We start from the raw sequence: 19,192 nt of genomic DNA, 5'->3' as shown, positions 1-19,192 counted from the left end.
CCCTGTTATTTCTGGACTTTCAAGCCCATCAGATATTCTGTTAATGCTGCAATCTGGTCATCGGATAATTCACCATATGCACCAGTCATTTTGTTGCCTGGCTTGTATGCATCTGGATCCTCTAACCATTTCTTAAGGTCTGCTGGAGTATGGTCAAGAACACCAGCAATACGTGAACGATCGCCAAAGTTTGTTAAGTTAGGGCCTACACGAGCCTTTTCAGGAGCAGTGTTTGCCGGAGTTACAGCATGGCAGCCAATACAGCTGTTATTGAAAATTTCTTGTCCTTCTTGTGCAGTTTGGGTTTCTGCTTTAACAGGCTCTTTAACTGTCTGCATGCCTGCTACCCATTGATCGAATTCAGCGCGTGGCAAAGCCTTAACCTTGAAGTCCATCAATGCGTGAGAAGGTCCGCAAAGCTCAGCACATTTTCCATAGAAAAGTCCGCCAGCTTCATCAGCACCCTTGCTGTCAAATTCCAGCCAGAATTTGTTGACGTTATCTGTGTTTGTATCCATTTTACCGCCAATTGACGGAATCCAGAATGAGTGTTTTACATCAGAAGCTTTAAGGTTAAAGTAAACCTTTTCATCTGTAGGGACCACTAATTCCTGGCTTGTAATAATTTTTTCATTCGGATACTCGAATTCCCACCAGTAAAGATTTGCACGAACATTAACAACTAGGACATCCGTTTTACCATCTTTGTTTTTCTCATCCATTGGTGAAACATCCGCCAAATTAAAAGTTTGTGCAACAGTTGGTACAGCAAGAATTAGAAGCAATAAGATCGGAATAACTGTCCACAGGATTTCAAGTTTGTGGTTTCCTTCAACCTGCTTTGGAATTTCACTGTCACTCTTCCTGCGGAATTTCATTACTACATAAATAAAAATGATTGTGACAACAGCAATTACTCCCACCATAATTGCCGTACTCAATAACATGAGTTCATACTGTGATTGCGCAACTTCACCTGCAGGTCTTAATGTAGACAGGTAAGGTTCACCACAGCCGGACAAGACTAATGCTATCATTGCGAACACTGATAGCAGACGCCATTTAGCAAGCATCTTCATAGCTTAATTAAACCCCTCTTTCGTAAAAAACTTATAAATTTTGTTGTTAAAATATATGGAAAAATCCCCTCTCGTCAAAGAGAGGATCTCCTAACAAAGGTTATATTAATGTGACAATTACCATAGCGACAAACATGACTGTTAAGTATTGTAATGAATAGATAAACATCATTTTCGCCCATTTTATATCATCTTTAAGCTTAAGACCATAGACTCCCAAAGCCAGCCAGCCAATATTCAGCACTGTAGCGAGAATGATGAATGGAATTCCAAGTGTTGGAAGGAAAAATGGCAATGGCAGCAATGCAGTTACCCACAAAAAGATTGATCTCTTCGTTGCCTTGAATCCTTTTACAACAGGAAGCATTGGTATGCCAGCTGCCCGGTATTCTTCTACCCTTCTCATTGCTAGCGCATAAAAGTGAGGAGGCTGCCAAACAAATACAATGGCAAACAGCATCCAGGCCATCACATCAAGATTGGCATCCACTGCTGCCCAGCCGATTAACGGCGGGACCGCACCTGATATACTTCCGACGATCGTGTTAGAAACATACTGGCGCTTTGACCACATCGTATAAAGAACTACATAGCTGAATACGCCTATGATCCCAATAACCGCTGCTGTTAATGTAGTGGTTAATAAGAATGCCGTTCCCGCCCCAATAAGAAGGAAACTCATTAGTGCTACTTTGCCAGGCTGCACCCTGCCGGTCACAGTCGGCCTGCCCTTTGTTCTTTCCATTAGATGGTCAATGTCACGGTCAATATAGTTGTTAAGGCTGCATGAGCCCGCGACAATAAGGGATGATCCTACTAACGTAACCAGGATTAAATCAATATTATCCAGAAAATGGGCACCACTGAAATGAAGCGCCAGCCATAATCCAGTAAAAGTGGTCATCGCGTTTGAATTCACAATGCCTACTTTTATTAATGCCAGAAAGTCCTTAAGCACCGTGTTCCCCACGGCTGCAGGCTGTCCGTCCTCTAATACAGCTTCACTGAAAGCTTTTGAATTAGACATCCATATCCTCCTTCATCCCCAATAATCTGTTAAATTTGGTAAACAAATTTTAACAAAAAAAAGAAGAGTTTTTAGTGCTATATCTAACGATAGTTTTCACTAATCCCAACGTGTAAAGGCTGTTAATTGTTTGTGTAGAAAAATAACACCTACGTTGTATATTAAATCACACTTCACAACTTTTTTGTGAATTTTTTTGAACAAAATTTGACTAATTTGTGTCTTACCGCCATTATCCATAAAGTTCTTTTCCATTGCAAGAAATAATCCTATAAAATCAAGACAAGATGATTTCACTGTCTTTCATCTTAATATATATATTTTTGGATAATATTTTCATGATAGCCATAAAGCTTGTATGTATTCTAATTTGTATGACAAGTACATGCCTTGCACTGCACATTTTACCTATAAAAATCCTGAATGTCCATTAAGGACAAGAAGTATTGAATATTTATCTTTTATTGTGTAGTATCTTAAGTATTGCTTTCTATCCTTTTTCGTCAAAATTCGTTATTATATGGATAGAATTTCTACTTTTCTACAAGATTCTTTTATTATACATGTCAAGATTATTATTTGACAACTTATCGAACTTTAAATAAGCAGGTGATGTTTTATGAAACGTTCCCTTAAGTGGCTTGCTGTATTGACCACGATTGGAATGCTATTTGTTTTGCTCGGAGGAGCACTTGTAACTAAGACAGATTCAGGCATGGGATGCGGCCGATCCTGGCCGCTATGTAATGGAGAATTCGTTCCGACTGATATTACACCGGAATTAATCATTGAACTTGCTCACAGGCTTGTATCCGGAAGCGTCGGTATAATGGTCTTGGCCCTGTCAATATGGACATGGAGGACAATCGGCCATATTCGAGAAACAAAGTTTTTATCGGTATTATCGTTTTTCTTTTTGATGCTCCAGGCATTGATTGGTGCAGCAGCCGTAAAATGGGGTCAATCTGATTTTGTATTGGCGCTCCATTTCGGCATTTCCCTCATCTCATTTGCTGCTGTTCTTTTATTGACCATGCTTATTTTTGAAGTCGATAAAAAATTTCAGGCCGAAAAGCTTGTGATTGATAAGAGAATGAAATTTCATATCATCGGGCTTTCTGTATACAGCTATATGGTTGTATATACAGGTGCACTAGTAAGACATATGAACGCCAGCCTCGTTTGCAAAGACTGGCCATTATGCACCAATGAAGGTCCACTGCTTCCGACTAATATTTATGAATGGGTCCAGATGGGCCACAGGGCGGCAGCCGGATTCATTTTTATATGGATTGCATATGTCACCTACCTGGCAATTAAAAAATACAAGGATCAGAAAGTATTGTATTGGGGCTGGATTATTTCTTTCATTCTTGTATCCCTTCAGGTAACTGCAGGCTCAATGATCATATTTACAAGACTTAACCTATATGTTGCATTAGCACACGCATTCTTTATCTCTGTACTGTTTGGTGTATTTAGCTACTTTATTCTACTTGTTTCCAGAAGCAAGAAAAATGCAGCAAATATCCAAAAGCATAAACCAGTGGATCTCCCGCCTGCCACAGCAAAATAAAAAGCTGCAGCGATTGCTGCAGCTTTTTTTTATTGATTAGGAAATTATAAATTTTTTCAGGTGTGGATTACTCAAGGCGGATTTGCTTAATCCAGTTCCAGCGCCTAGCCCCACGAGTCGCTTGTCTAGTTTCGGTCCGCCCAATGAAGTCAAAGAACGACTTCACTGGTCGGCCCTTCGACAGACACGATGTCTTAGTGCCGACGTTGCCACAGGACGTGGCGGTTTTAGTCGGCCAGCGCTTGTCGGGGCTGACCAAGGCGCTTGCGCTTTTTGTTCTTTTTATGATCGGAATTTAAATGTGTTCTGAGTTACGATCGAAGGCTTAGGAGTCGGTTCGGCAGTTTTATCCTTTTTATACTTCTCTTCGTAATTAACAAACATCGAAATGTTCACGAGAATTCCAGTAGCAATCGCCAACTGCAGCAGCGAAGATCCTCCATAGCTTACAAATGGCAACGGTACGCCAGTTAACGGTATAACACCGGAAGCTCCCCCTAAGTTGATAAAAGACTGAATGCCAATCATGCTTGAAATTCCAATTGCGAGCAGGCTGCCAAATGGGTCCTTGCACCTCAAGCCTATAAATATTCCTTTTAAGACAATAAAAGCGAGACTTAGTAATACAAACCCCACTCCAAATATACCAAGTTCCTCAGATATAACCGCAATGATAAAATCTGTATGCGGTTCTGGCAGATAGCCTAGCTTTTGGACACTTTCACCAAGTCCAAGCCCCTTCAGACCACCTGAACCGATCGCATAATAAGAGTTCGCGAGATGGTATCCGGAATCCTTTTCATCTGTAAAAGGATTGCTGTACGCAGTAAAACGCTCGATTCTCGTTTTCGAGAAAATCTCATTCTGAAGCAAAAGAACTAATGGGATAAGAAAGACCAAACCAATAAGGATCAGCTTAGATATATTCCTCAGGTTCATTCCTGAAGAAAAAATAATCGTCGCTGCAATCGCAAAAATGATGGCGGCTGTACCAAAGTCCGGCTGTATCGCTACAAGGATGCACACCAATACCAGATACACTAGAGGAGGCACAACGCCTCTATTAAATTCATTTATGTACGATTGCTTTTTTGCATAAACAGCAGACAGATAAATGATTACGCTCAGCTTAGCAAATTCTGAAGGCTGGACGCTTCTCGCACCGATTTCGAACCAGCTGAGGGCATTATTCGTTACCTTCCCAAATAGGAATAGAGCAGCAAGCCCGCCTAAAATTAAGCCGACCATCGGCAAGAGAATTTTTGTGCTTTTTATCGCTTTATAAGGAAAGAAAGCAGCAAACACAAACAGAATAGCTGATAGAGTTAGATTTAATTTCTGTTTTTGATAAAAGAAGTCGCTGGGATAATCATATCGTTGGATGGCAGTGACCATGCTGGCACTGTAAACCATGACAAGTCCGAACAAGCATAGGAGCGTAATTACAATGATCAATGAATAGTCATATGATTTCAGTATTTTTTTTAACATCGTCTCTTCCCCATCTTCTAAGTTGTTTTATCTATTCTACTATAAGTTGAAATATCCTGCCTTAGTTTAAGTAAAAGTTCGTGAAAACTTAAAACATCTTTAAACTATGTCATATGGGAGTAATTAAAATAAGTGGGTCTTTCATTTCATGAATACATAATCACAAAAAAACTCAAACAATCATTTCGGACTGTTTGAGTTTTTATGAATTTATTTTCTTAACGAAGCCTCATGCAGAGCAGAAAGTTCTCTTTCCAATTGGCCAAGAATAACTTTACCGTCCGATTCTTCGATTAAGCCGAGTCTGACTGCAAAATCTATTTCTCTTGATAAGCCGAACATTTGCGTATCCAAAACCTCTTCATAAAGAGGACATTGAGGCATTGTAAGGTTATCCATTTGCACCTTGATCAGCTTTAAAATTTTATCAGCGTCAGCCTTTAGTAAGGCATGGGCTTTTTCCTGATGGTTTATTATCATATCAGACGCCAACTTGATCCCCCCGTTTCCGAGCGATTACCCGATCCTATCTTTAAATTTTACCCTTAAGCCACCAAAAATGCAAGAATATTAAGGATTCAGAAATTATTGGATACAAGCTGAAACACCTGTCAGAATGACATTTTTTCAATTTATCGATATACTTAGGAAAGAAGATGTCTAATAGCAGGAGGAACATCATGGAAACTATTATCCCTATTAAAGGCAAAGTGAAATACAAGATCACATTAGATCCAGGAGTCTGGATATTTGACGACCGAAAAGTGGATTTGAATACATATTTCCAGCAAGAACAATCACAAATCAGTGATCTTGAAGAATACACCAAGTCCATCTCTAAGCATTGGGACCGTGAAATTATGGAAGGTGCTGTATATCCCCCAACATTAAAGACAGAAGTTAAGTTCCAAAAGGAAAAGGTGCTGACAGGTACCTTTGGCATCCCATTCAAGCCATTTCTTGAGAATGCTGAGCCTGAATCCGATGCGAAGTATGTTCTTATTGAATGCGGCATGGAGGAAGATGTTAAACTTACTTTATCAGAAGCTTCTAGGGTAGTTTTGGGGTTTTCAAAAGACGGTAAGCCATTAACGGAAGATGGCCCATTACATGTTTACTATCATGACGGCTCTAATTCGGAAAATCCAATCAAAAAAGTGACTGGATTTACAGTTGAATAATATGTATGGGTTAACCGAACGGGCATCTTGAGTGATGCCCGTTTTTTTAAAAAGTTCTGCTTAAGACTGTTTCTGTATATTCACGGTTATTAAAAACTGCGGATATAGTTGTTTACGTATCCGAATTTTATTTAAGCAAATCTGCAGCAAGCTGTGCGAGAGCGGATCTCTCACCTTTCACAAGTTTCACATGGCCAGCAATCTGCTGGTCTTTAAATTTTTCAACCACATACGTAAGGCCATTATTGTAAGCGTCAAGGTATGGATGGTCAATTTGTTCTGGATCTCCCATCAATACAATTTTGCTTCTTTCCCCTACCCTTGTAAGAATTGTTTTCACTTCATGTTTAGTCAGATTCTGCGCTTCGTCGATAATAATGAATTGATCTGGAATACTCCTGCCCCTGATGTAGGTTAATGCTTCCACTTCAATAGAACCCATTCCAGCAAGGATGGCATCTAGTTCTCCTGGTTTTTTTGTATTGAATAAATACTCAAGATTATCATAAATCGGCTGCATCCACGGTCTTAGCTTTTCCTCTTTCTCGCCAGGAAGGAAACCTAAGTCCTTCCCAACAGGAACTATAGGCCGGGCCACAAGCAGTTTTTTAAAGATACCGAGATCTTCCGTCTGCATAAGGCCAGATGCCAGTGCAAGCAGCGTTTTACCTGTCCCCGCGCGTCCAATGAGCGTTATAAGAGGCAGGTCTTTACGTAATAGTAACTCTAAAGCCATTATTTGCTGTACGTTTCTTGGTCTGATTCCCCAAATATGTTTCACTTCATGTTCAAAAACCAGTTTCTTCACTTTTTTCTTCTTGCTGTCAACCATGCCAATTGCGGATGCTGAACTCCCTAGAAGATCCTTCATGATTAAAAATTGATTGGGAAAAACAAAATTTTGACCATTCAGATCTGATAGATCAAGCTCTCCCTTTTCATAAAAACGATTAAGAACCGAAATATCCAGATATACCTCTGCGTAACCTGAGTACTGATGATTTACTTCCACTACCCGGTCGCTCAGAAAGTCTTCTGCGAGCAGCCCAATCGCATCGGCTTTTACTCTCACCAGTGCATCCTTGCTGACAAGGATTACCTGACGGCCATCTTCCTTTGTTTGCTCTTCAAGGCTCAAGTTCTTCGCTACAGCCAGTATTCGGTTATCATTTGTCTTTTCTACAAATATTTCCTGCAGCTGATGGAATGAGCGGTGATTAAGCTCTATCCGGAGAGTGCCCCCTCCTTCAAGGTTAATCTTTTCATGCAGTTTTCCTGTGTCCCTCATCCCATCTATAAGCCTTGAAACCTGGCGAGCATTACGCCCTATCTCATCCATATATCTTTTCTTCGAATCAACTTCCTCCAGCACTACAGCAGGTATGACAACTTCATTATCTTGAAAGGAGAAAATAGCATGCGGATCCTGTAATAAAACGTTTGTATCCAGTACGTATATTTTACTCAAATTGATGCCTCCCGCCTTCTTGATCTCGACTCCGACCGACTTGGCAGCCTTGGCCGTGACTTTTGTAAAATATATGACTTCCTGTATAAAGATAGAAGATATTTTGCACAATAACCACTGAGGATTTCTTTTATCAAGCATACTTCCGCGTATTTTATCCAATTAGCAATGCAATGAGCGGCCGATGCTTTTCATTTGGTCTCTTGAAAGATGAATTTTAGATTGAAGTAACATTCCAAAAGTTCCAATCAACCTTTCAGCAAAAAATTTATAACCGGAGGGGTTAAGATGATTAGATTACTTGCCGTTTTGTCCTTATTATTATTTATGAGCGCCTGTAATGCCCTGAATAATGCAAACGAAGGAAATAATGACCATAAAGTAAAAGTCCAAAACACTGCCATTGAACAGGTAGACCGTAAGTCAGGTCAGCAGATTTCAAAGCATCTGGTGGGACTGACGACTCGAGTGCCCAATGTAGATGATGCAACAGCAGTCGTGATTGGAAGGTATGCAATCGTGGGAATTGATGTTAATGACAAAATGGAAAGATCAGAGGTTGACACTGTTAAATACACCGTTGCTGAAACCTTGAAAAAAGATCCACATGGAGCACGTGCGGTTGTCGTTGCTGACCCAGACGTTACTGCTCGGCTAAAAGAAATTTCAGCAGATATCAAAGACGGAAAACCAATCCAGGGCATCATGAATGAACTTTCGGACATAACTGGAAGAGTAATGCCAGAGGTACCGGCTGACATGATTGAGCCCCAAAGAAAGAGTCCGACCGAAGAACCTAAAAATAAGCTGAGCGACAAAGAAAAGAAAAAACTCGAAAAGAATCAGGAGCAAGAATCAAATTATCATAAATAGTGATCTTTGGGAGTAGATTCTCTATTTTGAAAGAGAAGGACTTATTAGCCTTGGACATCGAATGGTATATCTGCAGCACTTAGACCATTCCAACGTATTTTTGGCTCCTTCTAAGAATAATTGATTTGGTCATAATTTTACCTTATGATTCCCTGGAATAAACGGTGCGGCGGGTCAACAAAAAAAGCTTAGTCATTTAGACTAAGCTTTTCTCATTGCATCCATAACCTGCTTATCCAAACGGGCGGCTGCATCTTTATCATAAGTTTTGTCATATTGTGGTTCTGCGACAATTTTTGACCCATAGAACATTACATCCCTTACTTCACGGATATTAATTTCTACGAGAGCAAGCTTCAACGGGACATCCTCAAGCTTCTCTTGCTTTACACTTGCTTCCCCGCTGATTGAGTATGTAGATTCATTTGCGATTAAATTGATCACCGCTTTATCGTTACTTTTAATGTTCTCGATGATTCGGGAACGGTTATCTACCGCAAAGTAAATGGTTTGCTCATCCTTTGCCAGCACCCATGAAATAGCACTTACATTCGGACCGCCTGTTTCATGGTCAACTGTCGCCAATGTAACAAAACGTTCTTTTTGCAGTTCATCAAATAAAGCTTTTATCAGTTTAGGTTCAACTTGATTTGCCATATACACCCTCCTTAAACTATCATAATAGTACTACGAACCCTTTACACAGGGCAAATCAAACGATTTTTCACTTTTTAGACTAAAAACAATGATATACTATAATATAATCCAATCCGAAACATGCTATGTATGATTATTATTGATAAGAGGTGTGGTAATGAGAGTAAAATGTGTGCTCTGCGATAAAATTGAAACAATCAATAGTGATACCCTTCAGGCAAAGCGGCTCCGGAATCGTCCGATCCATACATATATGTGTAATTCCTGTGATGAAAGGATTGCCGAAAAAACAAAGCTCAGACTGGCTACAGGCAATTTCCGGCTCTACCGTTCACGGGTCGAAAAAGACGAATGGTAAAAGTCCTGGCTTCCCACATAACTGTGTGAACCGATTAAAATGAAAAATCCGCCTTATACGAGGCGGATTTTTTTTTAGTCTTCTTCAGGGTAATTCACATATTTGTCAGGCTCCTGCCTGATTTGGTCGAGCATCACTTCAATCAGGTCTCTCGGAAACCGATATTCCTTTGATTGACCTTCCTGAACTACTGTTACATAGTACATGATAGCATCGCGTTTCATCTCATGAGAATCAACTTTGTGCTCTTCAGCAAGGATTTGTTCAAACAGCTGAGTAGTTTCAACCGCAGCAGTGTCGTCCGGCCGGGCATCACTGACAATTTTAATTGTCAGCCAATTATAGATAGCATCCTGGAGTGATTTCATATTGCCAACTCCTATTTCGCATTCATTTCTTCTTTTTTATGCTGGCGCAGTCTCATTTTATAAATGATCAGGATTAACGCTGCAGCGACCAGTCCCTCAGCAATTGGAAGAAAAATAGCAAGGAAGGTAAGGACGGTAGAGCCAAGTGACAAGAATGCATAAATTAAAATATTTTTGAGCAATGGCAATTTTTGAGCAAAGCCAAGTTTATATACGACAATGCTTAACGCTACGATTGTAAGATACAGCAGCCACATGCCAACGGTCGGGTTCTCATCGACTCTAAAAAGTGCTGCAAAAAATGATAATCTCTGGCTTACGTCCATACCTCTTCCCCCTACTTAAGCTTAAATCTCAGCAAACTTTTTCTTCTTCGCTTGTCTTTCACGTTCATTTTTATCAAGAATCTTTTTGCGAAGGCGAATAGACTCAGGTGTTACTTCACAATACTCATCATCATTCAAGTACTCTAATGACTCTTCAAGAGTCATAATTCTTGGCTTTTTGATGACAGAAGTCTGATCCTTATTTGCAGAACGAATATTCGTTGCTGCCTTGACCTTCGTGACATTTACAGTAATATCGTTTTCACGAGTGTGTTCGCCCACGATCATGCCTTCATAAATTTCCGTACCTGGCTCAACGAAAATTGTTCCACGGTCTTCAACCTGCATGATTCCATAAGTAGAAGCTTTTCCAGACTCCATTGATACAAGAACACCCTGGCGGCGTCCGCCTACCTGTCCTTGAAGCATCGGCTGGTAGCTATCGAATGTGTGGTTAATGATACCATATCCACGAGTTAAAGTTAAAAATTCTGTTGTATATCCAATAAGTCCACGTGCAGGAACATTGAAAATCAAACGAACCTGGCCGCTTCCATTATTGATCATGTCGAGCATTTCACCTTTACGCGCACCGATTGACTCCATAACAGCTCCTGTGTTTTCCTCTGGAACATCGATTTGTACGCGTTCAACTGGCTCGCATCTTACACCGTCAACATCTTTAACAATAACTTCAGGTTTAGATACTTGAAGCTCGTAACCTTCACGGCGCATATTTTCGATTAAGATCGATAAGTGAAGTTCTCCACGACCAGAAACGATCCATGCATCAGGTGAATCAGTGTTATCAACCCTTAAGCTTACATCTGTTTGAAGCTGAGCACGAAGTCTTTCTTCAATTTTCCTTGAAGTTAAGTATTTACCCTCTCTGCCGGCAAATGGACTGTTGTTCACTAGGAATGTCATTTGAAGAGTTGGCTCATCGATTCTTAAAACTGGTAATGCATCCTGCTGGTCAAACGGACAAACTGTTTCACCTACGTTAATATCTTCCATACCAGAAACAGCAATCAAATCTCCAGCGTATGCTACTTCGACTTCCTGGCGCTTCAGGCCAAAGAATCCGAAGATTTTCGTAACGCGGAATTGCTTAACTGATCCATCCAACTTCATTAGGGCTACCTGCTGGCCTACTTTCATTGTTCCGCGGAAAACACGGCCAATTCCGATTCTGCCAACATAGTCATTGTAATCCAGAAGCGCAACCTGGAATTGAAGCGGCTCTTCGCGATTATCAACTGGAGCAGGGATGTGTTCGATGATTGAATCATAAAGTGACTGCATGTTTTCGTCTTGCTTTTCCGGATTTAAGCTTGCAGTACCATTAATCGCTGAAGCGTAGACAACCGGGAATTCAAGCTGGTCTTCATCTGCACCAAGTTCAATGAACAAATCAATTACTTCATCCACTACTTCCTGAGGACGAGCGAAATCACGGTCGATCTTGTTAACAACAACAATTGGAGTCAAATGCTGTTCAAGTGCTTTTTTCAAAACAAAGCGAGTCTGTGGCATACAACCTTCATATGCATCGACTACCAATAATACGCCATCAACCATCTTCATGATGCGCTCAACCTCACCGCCGAAATCGGCGTGGCCAGGTGTATCAAGAATGTTGATGCGGTTATCCTTATATTGAATCGCTGTATTTTTCGCAAGAATGGTAATACCGCGTTCTCTTTCTAAATCATTTGAATCCATTGCGCGTTCTTCAACATGCTCATTGGTACGGAATGTACCTGATTGCTTCAGAAGCTGGTCAACCAACGTTGTTTTACCATGGTCAACGTGGGCAATAATTGCTATATTTCTAATATCTTCTCTTAATTTCAAAAAAGTCACCCTGCCTTTAATATCATAATTTATCTATTGGCTTTTTTCACAACCTACATATTATAACATAATTTGAGTAGAAACCTAAAAGCATTTTAATGTACAATTAAATATATTATTATTTCCAACCAAATGTCGAATGGGGGAACTACCTTGCAGCAAATAAAATGGCCATTATTATTTTTCGCTTTTGCAGCCGCTTCATGCATGATTGGGATAGGCATTGCCATTGGGGAACGGAGCGTACTTGGTGTAATCGCATGTACTGTTGCTCTTATTTTCGTAATGGGGTTCGGTTTTAAAAAGAAAAAGAAAATGAGGGAAGCCGGAGAGCTTTAACCTTCCAATAAAGCCAATCAAAATCAAAGCCGGCTGCAAATACCAGCCGGCTAATCAATCGGGCGAACCATGATCAAAAAGGTTTCATCATCATTTTCTTCTGCTTTAAATTGTTCGAATCCACAATCACTAAGGAAATTTGACCATTCATATTCATTAATCGGCACCCCTGCGAATATCGCCCTATGCCCTCTGCCATTCAGCTCTGAAGCAAGATCATTCAAAATCTTAGTTGCTATACCTTTTCTTCTTTCCGAGGCTTTGACCAGGATCGTTCCCAGCCAGGCTTTTCGATTTGAGGGAGCTGACTCCAAAAGGAATGTGATTGCAGCTGGAGAGCCTTCCCACTCCCATACTCTCCATTCACCAGCTAATTCATCATATTGATTCATATAATGTTCTAGGTCAGCACCTTGCAATTCATTTTCCAGCCATTTCCCACTTTCAGAAATGACTTCTTGAAAAAAAGGAAGATCACTTTTCTGGAATGCCCTCCACAACACTTTTACCATTTTCCATCCTTAAGGTAATTTTTTAATATATCTGCATGAAGACCCGGTTTCGATACAAACAAGGAATTTTCCTGCAGCATATTGAATTCTTCTCCCCTGAGTGTAGTAGCTTCCCCGCCAAGCTCTTTAATCATGATGATACCTGCGGCAATATCCCATGGAGCCAGTCTCGGAGTGAGATAAGCATCTATTCTTCCTGTTGCAACATAGACCATTTCCATGGCTGCTGAACCATATGACCGGGTCCCGCGTACATCTTTGACAAGAGGAATAAGTAATTCATGGTTAATTCGCTTATTAGGAGCTACCCATGTTGCATTTAGGGCAATGATGGATTCACTCACTATAGATGGCTCAAGGTTTGGGACTGAATTCTCATTCAAATAAACACCATTTCCTTTGATGCAATGGTACAGTTCATCATGAACCACATCATAAATTAAACCAATCATTCCTTCACCGTCAATATAAATCCCGATTGAAATTGCAAAGTTGCGCTGCTGATGGACAAAATTCATTGTTCCATCGATTGGGTCGATAATCCAGACTACCCCTGAAAGGGCGGTTACTTTATCACCGTAGCCTTCCTCTCCCAAAATCCGATGATTTGGGTAAGTTCCTTTGATTTTCTCGATGAAATATTTTTCTGTCCCTTTGTCTATATCTGTAACCAAGTCATTTGGATTGGATTTTGACGTGACATTCAATGTTTTCGGAAAAGAAGCCCTTATATTTTCTCCAGCCTCTTTAACCCATTTTTTTGCATATGTATCAATCTCTTTCAAATTGTAATCCATTCAGCTTTCCCCCGATCCTTTATTTTATTCAGATCATTACTTGAATTTTGGCTGTGTTAAACTTGGCTGTTGATTTCCGTTCCAGGCGCTTCGCTTTCCGCGGGGCTGGCGTTGAGTCTCCTCGTCATTCGCTCCAGCGTGGTCTCACCTGACCAGCTGCGCCCGCAGGACACTGAATAGCTTCCTCGAATCTGCCCACGCACGATGAAAATGCGGTAGCATTTTCGGAGGAGTATGCGCTCCTTCCACTACAATCAACAGAGCTTAAAAAATCAACATTGATCGTTAACACAGCCTAAATTTTCTGGCCATGATTAACAATATAGGTTAATGTTTTTAATTCACTTCTAAGCCCCGACATAAGTATGGAGTATAATCCTAGCTTAGCGGATTTATTTCCTTCACATCAAGTTTTAGGATTCCCCCTTATGGTGATCTTACATGCAAGGATTGAATGATCTTATCTAAAAATGGCGCTGCTAAACAAGACTGTTGATTTTCGTTTCACGTGCTTCGCTTTCAGAGGAAGAATTATGCAAAACCCTATGCCTGCTTTTTCATAAACAAATTCTTCTAGATGCTGGCACTGAGCCCCCAGACTCTAAACAGTTCCCTCGAACCTGACCACGCACTATGAAAATGCGATAGCATTTTCGGAGGAGTCTACGCCCTTTCACCACAATCAACAGGGTATGTAAATCAGCATTCAGGATTTACAGAGCCAAAAACATAAGAAACGAACTCCGTCATCAATACAGGAGTTCGTTAAAGTCGGATGATGCTGCAGTTTAGTATAGCTAATTTCTTCATTATTTCTTTTCCTTTTACTTTCTGATTCATTTTATCAAAATTACAATGCTTTTAACCGCAATAATTCCTGTCTGATTCTTTCTAATCTTTGTTTACATTCTTTCATTTTAGGCTTATCAGAGTCATTCATAGCGTCAAAAAGTGTAGCCAATTCATAATCCATTTCCAATCTAAGTACTGCTGTCCGCTGCATTTCACCATTTTTTTTTCTTGTCGAATTTATTAGTTGTTTCATTATTCTACACTCCTCTATTTATTTTCTGGATTTTTATTTATTGTATGAACTTTTAAGTGGCATTGGTACAAATATGTGCGTATACCTAGTTTTCGAAAATGCCTGTTGCTTCAAATTTCGATAAGCTTTTGCTACAATATTTGACAAAGCAGTAGGAGGTTATCATATTGTCATTTTCAGGATTCACACAAGCTGATTTTAATGTTTTTAATATTGACGGTCTCGACGAACGAATGGAGGCCTTGAAATCTCAAATCCGACCCAAGCTGGAAGCGCTAGGTCAGCACTTTGCTCCAACGTTATCGAGCCTCGCAGGAGATGAAATGCATTACCATGTTGCAAAACATGCGCGAAGAACAAAGAATCCTCCAAAGGATACATGGGTTGCTTTTGCAAGTAATCCAAGAGGTTATAAAATGCTCCCTCATTTTCAAATCGGACTATGGGAAACCCATGTTTTTATCTGGTTTGCCGTTATTTATGAAGCACCTAATAAGGAAGCATTCGGCAAGAAGCTGGAAAAAAACATACATTCCATCTACAAGCAGATTCCGAAGGATTTCTACTGGTCTGGCGATCATATGAAGCCAGATGCCAACTTGCACAGCGAATTAACCAAGGAAGAACTCCTTACAATGTTCACTCGCCTTCAGACTGTGAAAAAGGCTGAAATCTTATGCGGAATGAACATTCCCCGCGAGCAAGCCGTCAACATTAGCGGTGAAGAAATGCTTTCCAAAATTGAGTTTGTATTTAAAGAGATATTACCCCTATATAAATTGGCATAAACATAGAAAAACGGCGGCGTCTTCTCAACTCCATCAAGCGCTGCCTGCCTAAAACGGCCTATCTGTTGTCTGCACTTGCATACCACAGATAGGCCGTTTTTGTACTTATGCAGTAAAATAGTTTGCCCTTATAGGCAGGCAATTGGAAGCTCTTCTAACAAAATAAGGAGCCCATTCTAAATGGGCTCCTTTCGTGTTGATTGATCAATGCTTTCGTTTTTGTTGAGATATTTTTATCTTTTTTCCTGAGCTAATTTCTTTTATCGATTTTACAGCCTGATAGGAAGCGTAGCCGCTCACCTCTTCAAATTCATTGAAGAGTGACTTTTCTTGTGCTTTTCCCGGTACGATTTCCTTGAAGCGACGATATGCATGCAGCAATACGTCCCGGTCAATTCCATTTTCATAAGCCTTTTCGATACATTCAAAGAAATGGATTGCATCGACAATCTCATCTGTCGACCATGTGTAGTCAATCGGATATTGATAATCCATCATTTCACCTGCTTTATAGACTTGCGTATGTAATTGCTGCTTTTCATAGTTTGGCGCTGTTGAAATTGCCTGTTGATTCCATTCCAATCAACATATTCCAAATAAATAATTATCTATTACAGTGCCAATAATTACAGGGAATTCAACATAAAGGTTAATGATCCCAGAAAAAACAACAATGAGTACGATTTTAATGATTAATCTTAGTAGATTTTACAGTTAATTAATCTACAGTGCAACAAATACCCTAATTGCCCCAGCCCCTTCTTATTTCTTCCGCTTCTTTTATTATTCTCTCAAATAATTCACCTACTGCTGGCGAATCCTTGATAAGACCCATTATCTGTCCTGCCCAGCCGAATCCATTCTCTTCATCACCATCATATATATATTTCCTATTGGCAGCGCCGCTTATTAAATCTTTCACTGCTTCATAATTGCCCCCATCATTTTTTTCGATTTCTATTATCCGTTTTGTTAGAGGATTTGTAATAGCCCTTGCTGGCGTCCCTAGTGTTCTTTTAATAACTGTTGTATCGTTTTCAGTTCCTTCAACCAATCTGCGTTTATACACTTCATTTGCATGGACACATTCCTTCGTCGCTATGAACCTAGTTCCCATTTCTATCCCCTGTGCCCCAAGGCTTAACGCTGCCATCAGGCCTCTTCCATCGCCAATTCCACCTGAAGCAATGACAGGTATATCGACTGCATCCACCACAGCCGGGATCAATACCATCGTACCGATATCACTTTTACCCAAGTGACCTCCGCCTTCTTGACCTACAACCATGACAGCATCTGCCCCCAGCTCTTCTGCTTTCTGAGCCTGCCTTTTTGCCGCTACAAGAACCATTTTTTTTATAGTTGTTCCCTTCAGCTGTTCAAAAATCGGGGAAGGATTTCCTCCTGTCATCGAAATAACTGGCACGTTTTCCTCAATCGCTACATCCAGATAATGAGAGAATGGTCTTCCATGCTGGCCAATCGCGAAATTCACTCCAAACGGTTGGTCAGTTAACCCCCTGACTTTTCGAATTTCACTGCGGAGTGCCTCAGGATCAGGCAATGACATAGCAGTAATCTGTCCTAGCCCGCCGGCGTTCGAAACAGCCGCCGCCAAATCTGAATAAGCTAAATAAGCAAGCCCCCCCTGAATGATTGGATATTTAATTCCTAATAGTTCAGTCACTTCAGTTTTCCAGTTCATATGCTCTCTCCCTCAATTAATCTGTTTTATAATTACTTCTATCTTATTGCTGCTATTCCTTTTTTTCTTTTGCACCCATTGCACACACCTCAATATGTATCCATAAATAAAATGCAGTCCTGAATATTTCTTTGCAAAGGGTATGATTAGTGCTATAATGCATGTGTTTTATTTTTTTAAAAACAAAACAAAAATAACTTCCATTTGAACGATAAAATCTAATTAAATAAAGAGGTGTGATTATCAATTGTCACAATACGAAACACCGTTATTTACTAGCCTATTAAAACACGCAGAAAAGAACCCAATTCAGTTTCACATTCCAGGACATAAAAAAGGGAGCGGAATTGATCCTGAATTCAGGAATTTCATTGGAGATAACGCATTATCAATTGATTTGATTAACATTGGACCTCTTGATGACCTCCATTCTCCGAAGGGAATCATCAAGCAAGCACAAGAACTGGCTGCTGAAGCTTTTGGAGCGGACCATACATTCTTCTCCGTACAAGGTACTAGCGGAGCGATCATGACCATGATCATGACTGTATGCGGACCTGGGGATAAAATTATTGTCCCGAGGAACGTGCACAAATCTATTATGTCTGCCATTGTATTTTCAGGTGCAATTCCAATCTTCATCCATCCGGAAATTGATAAAAACCTTGGTATATCCCACGGAATCACAACGGATTCTGTTGAGAGAGCCTTGGAACAGCATCCTGATGCAAAGGGCTTGCTTGTCATTAATCCAACTTATTTCGGTTTTGCTGCCGACTTAAAGAAGATTGTCGACATTGCTCATTCCTACAAAGTGCCTGTCTTGGTTGACGAGGCTCATGGAGTCCATATCCACTTCCATGAAGATCTTCCATTATCAGCTATGCAAGCTGGTGCTGACATGGCCGCTACCAGTGTCCATAAGCTAGGTGGTTCGATGACCCAGAGTTCAATCTTGAATGTAAAAGAAGGACTTGTGTCCTCAAAACGCGTACAATCAATCATCAGCATGCTTACGACAACCTCTACTTCATACCTTTTGCTTGCCTCACTGGATACTGCAAGGAGAAGGCTTGCGACGGAAGGAAGAGAGATTATTGATCGCACTATAAAATTGGCACAATGGATCCGCGGACAGGTTAATGAGATTGAACATCTTTATTGTCCAGGTGAAGACTTGCTTGGAACGAATGCTACATTCGATTTTGATCCAACAAAAGTGCTGATCAGCATTAAAGATCTGAACATCACAGGCTATGAGGTTGAAAACTGGCTTCGTGAAAAATACAATATCGAAGTTGAATTATCCGACTTGTACAATATTCTGTGCATCATAACTCCTGGTGACACAGAAAAGGAAGCAAAAATTCTTGTTGAAGCATTGCGTGAACTTTCTAAGGAATTTCACCATCTAGCAGAAAAAGTTCATGCTGAAGTCATGCTGCCAGACATTCCGTTATTGGCGCTAACACCTCGAGATGCTTTTTACGCGGATACAGAGGTTGTTCCATTTGAAGAATCAGAAGGAAGAATCATCGCAGAATTTGTTATGGTTTATCCGCCAGGGATACCAATCTTCATTCCTGGAGAAATCATTACCGAAGAAAACCTTGTTTATATCAAAACAAATATGGAAGCTGGCCTGCCCGTTCAAGGACCAGAAGATGATGAATTGAAATATTTCAGGGTAATCAAAGAACATAAAGCAATTCGATAAAAAAAGAAGGGCATGCAGCGCATGCCCT

At 40.4% G+C, this 19,192-nt stretch carries 21 protein-coding genes; 7 read left to right on the top strand and 14 right to left on the bottom strand.

The genetic code is table 11. The features are described from left to right. Positions 1-5: 5 nt before the first annotated feature. Both coxB and cyoE read right to left on the bottom strand, forming a co-directional pair. A complete protein-coding gene (gene coxB / locus AABM38_RS08060) occupies positions 6-1,079 on the bottom strand; it encodes a cytochrome c oxidase subunit II (RefSeq protein WP_423409921.1) in 1,074 nt (357 codons plus the stop codon). A gap of 100 nt (positions 1,080-1,179) precedes the next feature. Beyond that, positions 1,180-2,106: a heme o synthase gene (gene cyoE, locus AABM38_RS08055; protein WP_423409920.1), complete on the bottom strand. Its 927-nt coding sequence runs from the start codon at positions 2,104-2,106 to the stop codon at positions 1,180-1,182. 619 nt (positions 2,107-2,725) lie between these two features. Here cyoE and AABM38_RS08050 point away from each other — a divergent pair. Next, on the top strand, positions 2,726-3,682 hold the full coding sequence (locus AABM38_RS08050; RefSeq protein ID WP_423409919.1) for a COX15/CtaA family protein: 957 nt from the start codon (positions 2,726-2,728) through the stop codon (positions 3,680-3,682). A 282-nt stretch (positions 3,683-3,964) separates the two neighbouring features. Here the strand turns inward: AABM38_RS08050 and AABM38_RS08045 are convergent, their stop codons facing one another. Continuing rightward, positions 3,965-5,173: an FtsW/RodA/SpoVE family cell cycle protein gene (locus tag AABM38_RS08045; RefSeq protein ID WP_423409918.1), complete on the bottom strand. Its 1,209-nt coding sequence runs from the start codon at positions 5,171-5,173 to the stop codon at positions 3,965-3,967. A gap of 210 nt (positions 5,174-5,383) precedes the next feature. Continuing rightward, a complete protein-coding gene (locus tag AABM38_RS08040) occupies positions 5,384-5,665 on the bottom strand; it encodes a YlaN family protein (protein ID WP_335378230.1) in 282 nt (93 codons plus the stop codon). Between the two features lie 188 nt (positions 5,666-5,853). Between AABM38_RS08040 and AABM38_RS08035 the strand changes: the two genes are divergently transcribed. Then, positions 5,854-6,354 carry a peptidyl-prolyl cis-trans isomerase gene (locus AABM38_RS08035; RefSeq protein WP_423409917.1) on the top strand — a complete coding sequence of 167 codons (501 nt, stop codon included), beginning with the start codon at positions 5,854-5,856 and terminating at the stop codon, positions 6,352-6,354. Positions 6,355-6,481: 127 nt separating this feature from the next. On the opposite strand, the gene AABM38_RS08030 is transcribed toward AABM38_RS08035, so the two are convergent. Then, positions 6,482-7,822 (bottom strand): PhoH family protein, encoded by a 1,341-nt coding sequence (locus tag AABM38_RS08030; protein WP_423409916.1) that lies wholly within the window; start codon positions 7,820-7,822, stop codon positions 6,482-6,484. A 288-nt stretch (positions 7,823-8,110) separates the two neighbouring features. On the opposite strand from AABM38_RS08030, the gene AABM38_RS08025 reads away from it, so the two are divergent. After that, positions 8,111-8,695 carry a YhcN/YlaJ family sporulation lipoprotein gene (locus tag AABM38_RS08025; protein WP_423409915.1) on the top strand — a complete coding sequence of 195 codons (585 nt, stop codon included), beginning with the start codon at positions 8,111-8,113 and terminating at the stop codon, positions 8,693-8,695. Positions 8,696-8,896: 201 nt separating this feature from the next. Here the strand turns inward: AABM38_RS08025 and AABM38_RS08020 are convergent, their stop codons facing one another. After that, positions 8,897-9,352 carry a pyridoxamine 5'-phosphate oxidase family protein gene (locus AABM38_RS08020; protein WP_423409914.1) on the bottom strand — a complete coding sequence of 152 codons (456 nt, stop codon included), beginning with the start codon at positions 9,350-9,352 and terminating at the stop codon, positions 8,897-8,899. A gap of 157 nt (positions 9,353-9,509) precedes the next feature. On the opposite strand from AABM38_RS08020, the gene AABM38_RS08015 reads away from it, so the two are divergent. After that, positions 9,510-9,710, top strand: a complete 201-nt coding sequence (locus AABM38_RS08015; protein ID WP_423409913.1) for a YlaI family protein — start codon at positions 9,510-9,512, stop codon at positions 9,708-9,710. Between the two features lie 74 nt (positions 9,711-9,784). Here the strand turns inward: AABM38_RS08015 and AABM38_RS08010 are convergent, their stop codons facing one another. From AABM38_RS08010 to typA, 3 genes are read right to left on the bottom strand one after another with little or no spacing between them, the layout of a single operon-like run. Continuing rightward, positions 9,785-10,078, bottom strand: coding sequence for a hypothetical protein (locus AABM38_RS08010; RefSeq protein ID WP_423409912.1), 294 nt, complete (start codon positions 10,076-10,078; stop codon positions 9,785-9,787). 11 nt (positions 10,079-10,089) lie between these two features. Then, a complete protein-coding gene (locus AABM38_RS08005) occupies positions 10,090-10,404 on the bottom strand; it encodes a YlaH-like family protein (protein WP_423409911.1) in 315 nt (104 codons plus the stop codon). A gap of 21 nt (positions 10,405-10,425) precedes the next feature. Then, positions 10,426-12,261 carry a translational GTPase TypA gene (gene typA / locus AABM38_RS08000; protein WP_335427857.1) on the bottom strand — a complete coding sequence of 612 codons (1,836 nt, stop codon included), beginning with the start codon at positions 12,259-12,261 and terminating at the stop codon, positions 10,426-10,428. A gap of 153 nt (positions 12,262-12,414) precedes the next feature. Between typA and AABM38_RS07995 the strand changes: the two genes are divergently transcribed. Continuing rightward, the gene (locus tag AABM38_RS07995; RefSeq protein ID WP_423409910.1) at positions 12,415-12,600 is read left to right on the top strand and encodes a YlaF family protein; all 186 of its coding nucleotides are present in this window, start codon (positions 12,415-12,417) and stop codon (positions 12,598-12,600) included. Between the two features lie 50 nt (positions 12,601-12,650). On the opposite strand, the gene AABM38_RS07990 is transcribed toward AABM38_RS07995, so the two are convergent. The 3 genes from AABM38_RS07990 to AABM38_RS07980 form a co-directional block, all read right to left on the bottom strand. Beyond that, entirely contained in the window at positions 12,651-13,112 is a 462-nt protein-coding gene (locus AABM38_RS07990; RefSeq protein ID WP_423409909.1) for a GNAT family N-acetyltransferase, read from the bottom strand. Continuing rightward, positions 13,106-13,909 (bottom strand): inositol monophosphatase family protein, encoded by an 804-nt coding sequence (locus tag AABM38_RS07985; RefSeq protein WP_423409908.1) that lies wholly within the window; start codon positions 13,907-13,909, stop codon positions 13,106-13,108. The genes AABM38_RS07990 and AABM38_RS07985 overlap by 7 nt, the downstream gene beginning before the upstream one ends. A gap of 850 nt (positions 13,910-14,759) precedes the next feature. Then, positions 14,760-14,954 (bottom strand): hypothetical protein, encoded by a 195-nt coding sequence (locus AABM38_RS07980; RefSeq protein WP_335378242.1) that lies wholly within the window; start codon positions 14,952-14,954, stop codon positions 14,760-14,762. A 167-nt stretch (positions 14,955-15,121) separates the two neighbouring features. On the opposite strand from AABM38_RS07980, the gene AABM38_RS07975 reads away from it, so the two are divergent. Beyond that, positions 15,122-15,742, top strand: a complete 621-nt coding sequence (locus tag AABM38_RS07975) for a YktB family protein (RefSeq protein WP_423409907.1) — start codon at positions 15,122-15,124, stop codon at positions 15,740-15,742. Between the two features lie 204 nt (positions 15,743-15,946). Here the strand turns inward: AABM38_RS07975 and AABM38_RS07970 are convergent, their stop codons facing one another. Both AABM38_RS07970 and AABM38_RS07965 read right to left on the bottom strand, forming a co-directional pair. Next, positions 15,947-16,237 carry a UPF0223 family protein gene (locus AABM38_RS07970; RefSeq protein ID WP_423410689.1) on the bottom strand — a complete coding sequence of 97 codons (291 nt, stop codon included), beginning with the start codon at positions 16,235-16,237 and terminating at the stop codon, positions 15,947-15,949. A 247-nt stretch (positions 16,238-16,484) separates the two neighbouring features. Continuing rightward, the gene (locus AABM38_RS07965; protein ID WP_423409906.1) at positions 16,485-17,447 is read right to left on the bottom strand and encodes an NAD(P)H-dependent flavin oxidoreductase; all 963 of its coding nucleotides are present in this window, start codon (positions 17,445-17,447) and stop codon (positions 16,485-16,487) included. 247 nt (positions 17,448-17,694) lie between these two features. On the opposite strand from AABM38_RS07965, the gene AABM38_RS07960 reads away from it, so the two are divergent. After that, on the top strand, positions 17,695-19,164 hold the full coding sequence (locus AABM38_RS07960; RefSeq protein ID WP_423409905.1) for an aminotransferase class I/II-fold pyridoxal phosphate-dependent enzyme: 1,470 nt from the start codon (positions 17,695-17,697) through the stop codon (positions 19,162-19,164). Positions 19,165-19,192: the final 28 nt, after the last annotated feature.

The sequence above is a fragment of the Heyndrickxia sp. MSNUG genome (assembly GCF_049532715.1).
In the GTDB taxonomy this organism is placed as follows: domain Bacteria; phylum Bacillota; class Bacilli; order Bacillales; family Cytobacillaceae; genus Mesobacillus.
The sequence above is the reverse complement of the archived record's forward strand: the minus strand, read 5'-3'. Positions and strand labels throughout refer to the sequence as shown.

What these genes read in the sequence shown, in the direction of transcription:
- coxB (WP_423409921.1), bottom strand. Translation starts at nt 1,079, where the DNA reads ATGAAGATGCTTGCTAAATGGCGTCTGCTATCAGTGTTCGCAATGATA.
- cyoE (WP_423409920.1), bottom strand. Translation starts at nt 2,106, where the DNA reads ATGTCTAATTCAAAAGCTTTCAGTGAAGCTGTATTAGAGGACGGACAG.
- AABM38_RS08050 (WP_423409919.1), top strand. Translation starts at nt 2,726, where the DNA reads ATGAAACGTTCCCTTAAGTGGCTTGCTGTATTGACCACGATTGGAATG.
- AABM38_RS08045 (WP_423409918.1), bottom strand. Translation starts at nt 5,173, where the DNA reads ATGTTAAAAAAAATACTGAAATCATATGACTATTCATTGATCATTGTA.
- AABM38_RS08035 (WP_423409917.1), top strand. Translation starts at nt 5,854, where the DNA reads ATGGAAACTATTATCCCTATTAAAGGCAAAGTGAAATACAAGATCACA.
- AABM38_RS08025 (WP_423409915.1), top strand. Translation starts at nt 8,111, where the DNA reads ATGATTAGATTACTTGCCGTTTTGTCCTTATTATTATTTATGAGCGCC.
- AABM38_RS08020 (WP_423409914.1), bottom strand. Translation starts at nt 9,352, where the DNA reads ATGGCAAATCAAGTTGAACCTAAACTGATAAAAGCTTTATTTGATGAA.
- AABM38_RS08015 (WP_423409913.1), top strand. Translation starts at nt 9,510, where the DNA reads ATGAGAGTAAAATGTGTGCTCTGCGATAAAATTGAAACAATCAATAGT.
- AABM38_RS08010 (WP_423409912.1), bottom strand. Translation starts at nt 10,078, where the DNA reads ATGAAATCACTCCAGGATGCTATCTATAATTGGCTGACAATTAAAATT.
- AABM38_RS08005 (WP_423409911.1), bottom strand. Translation starts at nt 10,404, where the DNA reads ATGGACGTAAGCCAGAGATTATCATTTTTTGCAGCACTTTTTAGAGTC.
- AABM38_RS07990 (WP_423409909.1), bottom strand. Translation starts at nt 13,112, where the DNA reads ATGGTAAAAGTGTTGTGGAGGGCATTCCAGAAAAGTGATCTTCCTTTT.
- AABM38_RS07985 (WP_423409908.1), bottom strand. Translation starts at nt 13,909, where the DNA reads ATGGATTACAATTTGAAAGAGATTGATACATATGCAAAAAAATGGGTT.
- AABM38_RS07980 (WP_335378242.1), bottom strand. Translation starts at nt 14,954, where the DNA reads ATGAAACAACTAATAAATTCGACAAGAAAAAAAAATGGTGAAATGCAG.
- AABM38_RS07970 (WP_423410689.1), bottom strand. Translation starts at nt 16,237, where the DNA reads ATGGATTATCAATATCCGATTGACTACACATGGTCGACAGATGAGATT.
- AABM38_RS07965 (WP_423409906.1), bottom strand. Translation starts at nt 17,447, where the DNA reads ATGAACTGGAAAACTGAAGTGACTGAACTATTAGGAATTAAATATCCA.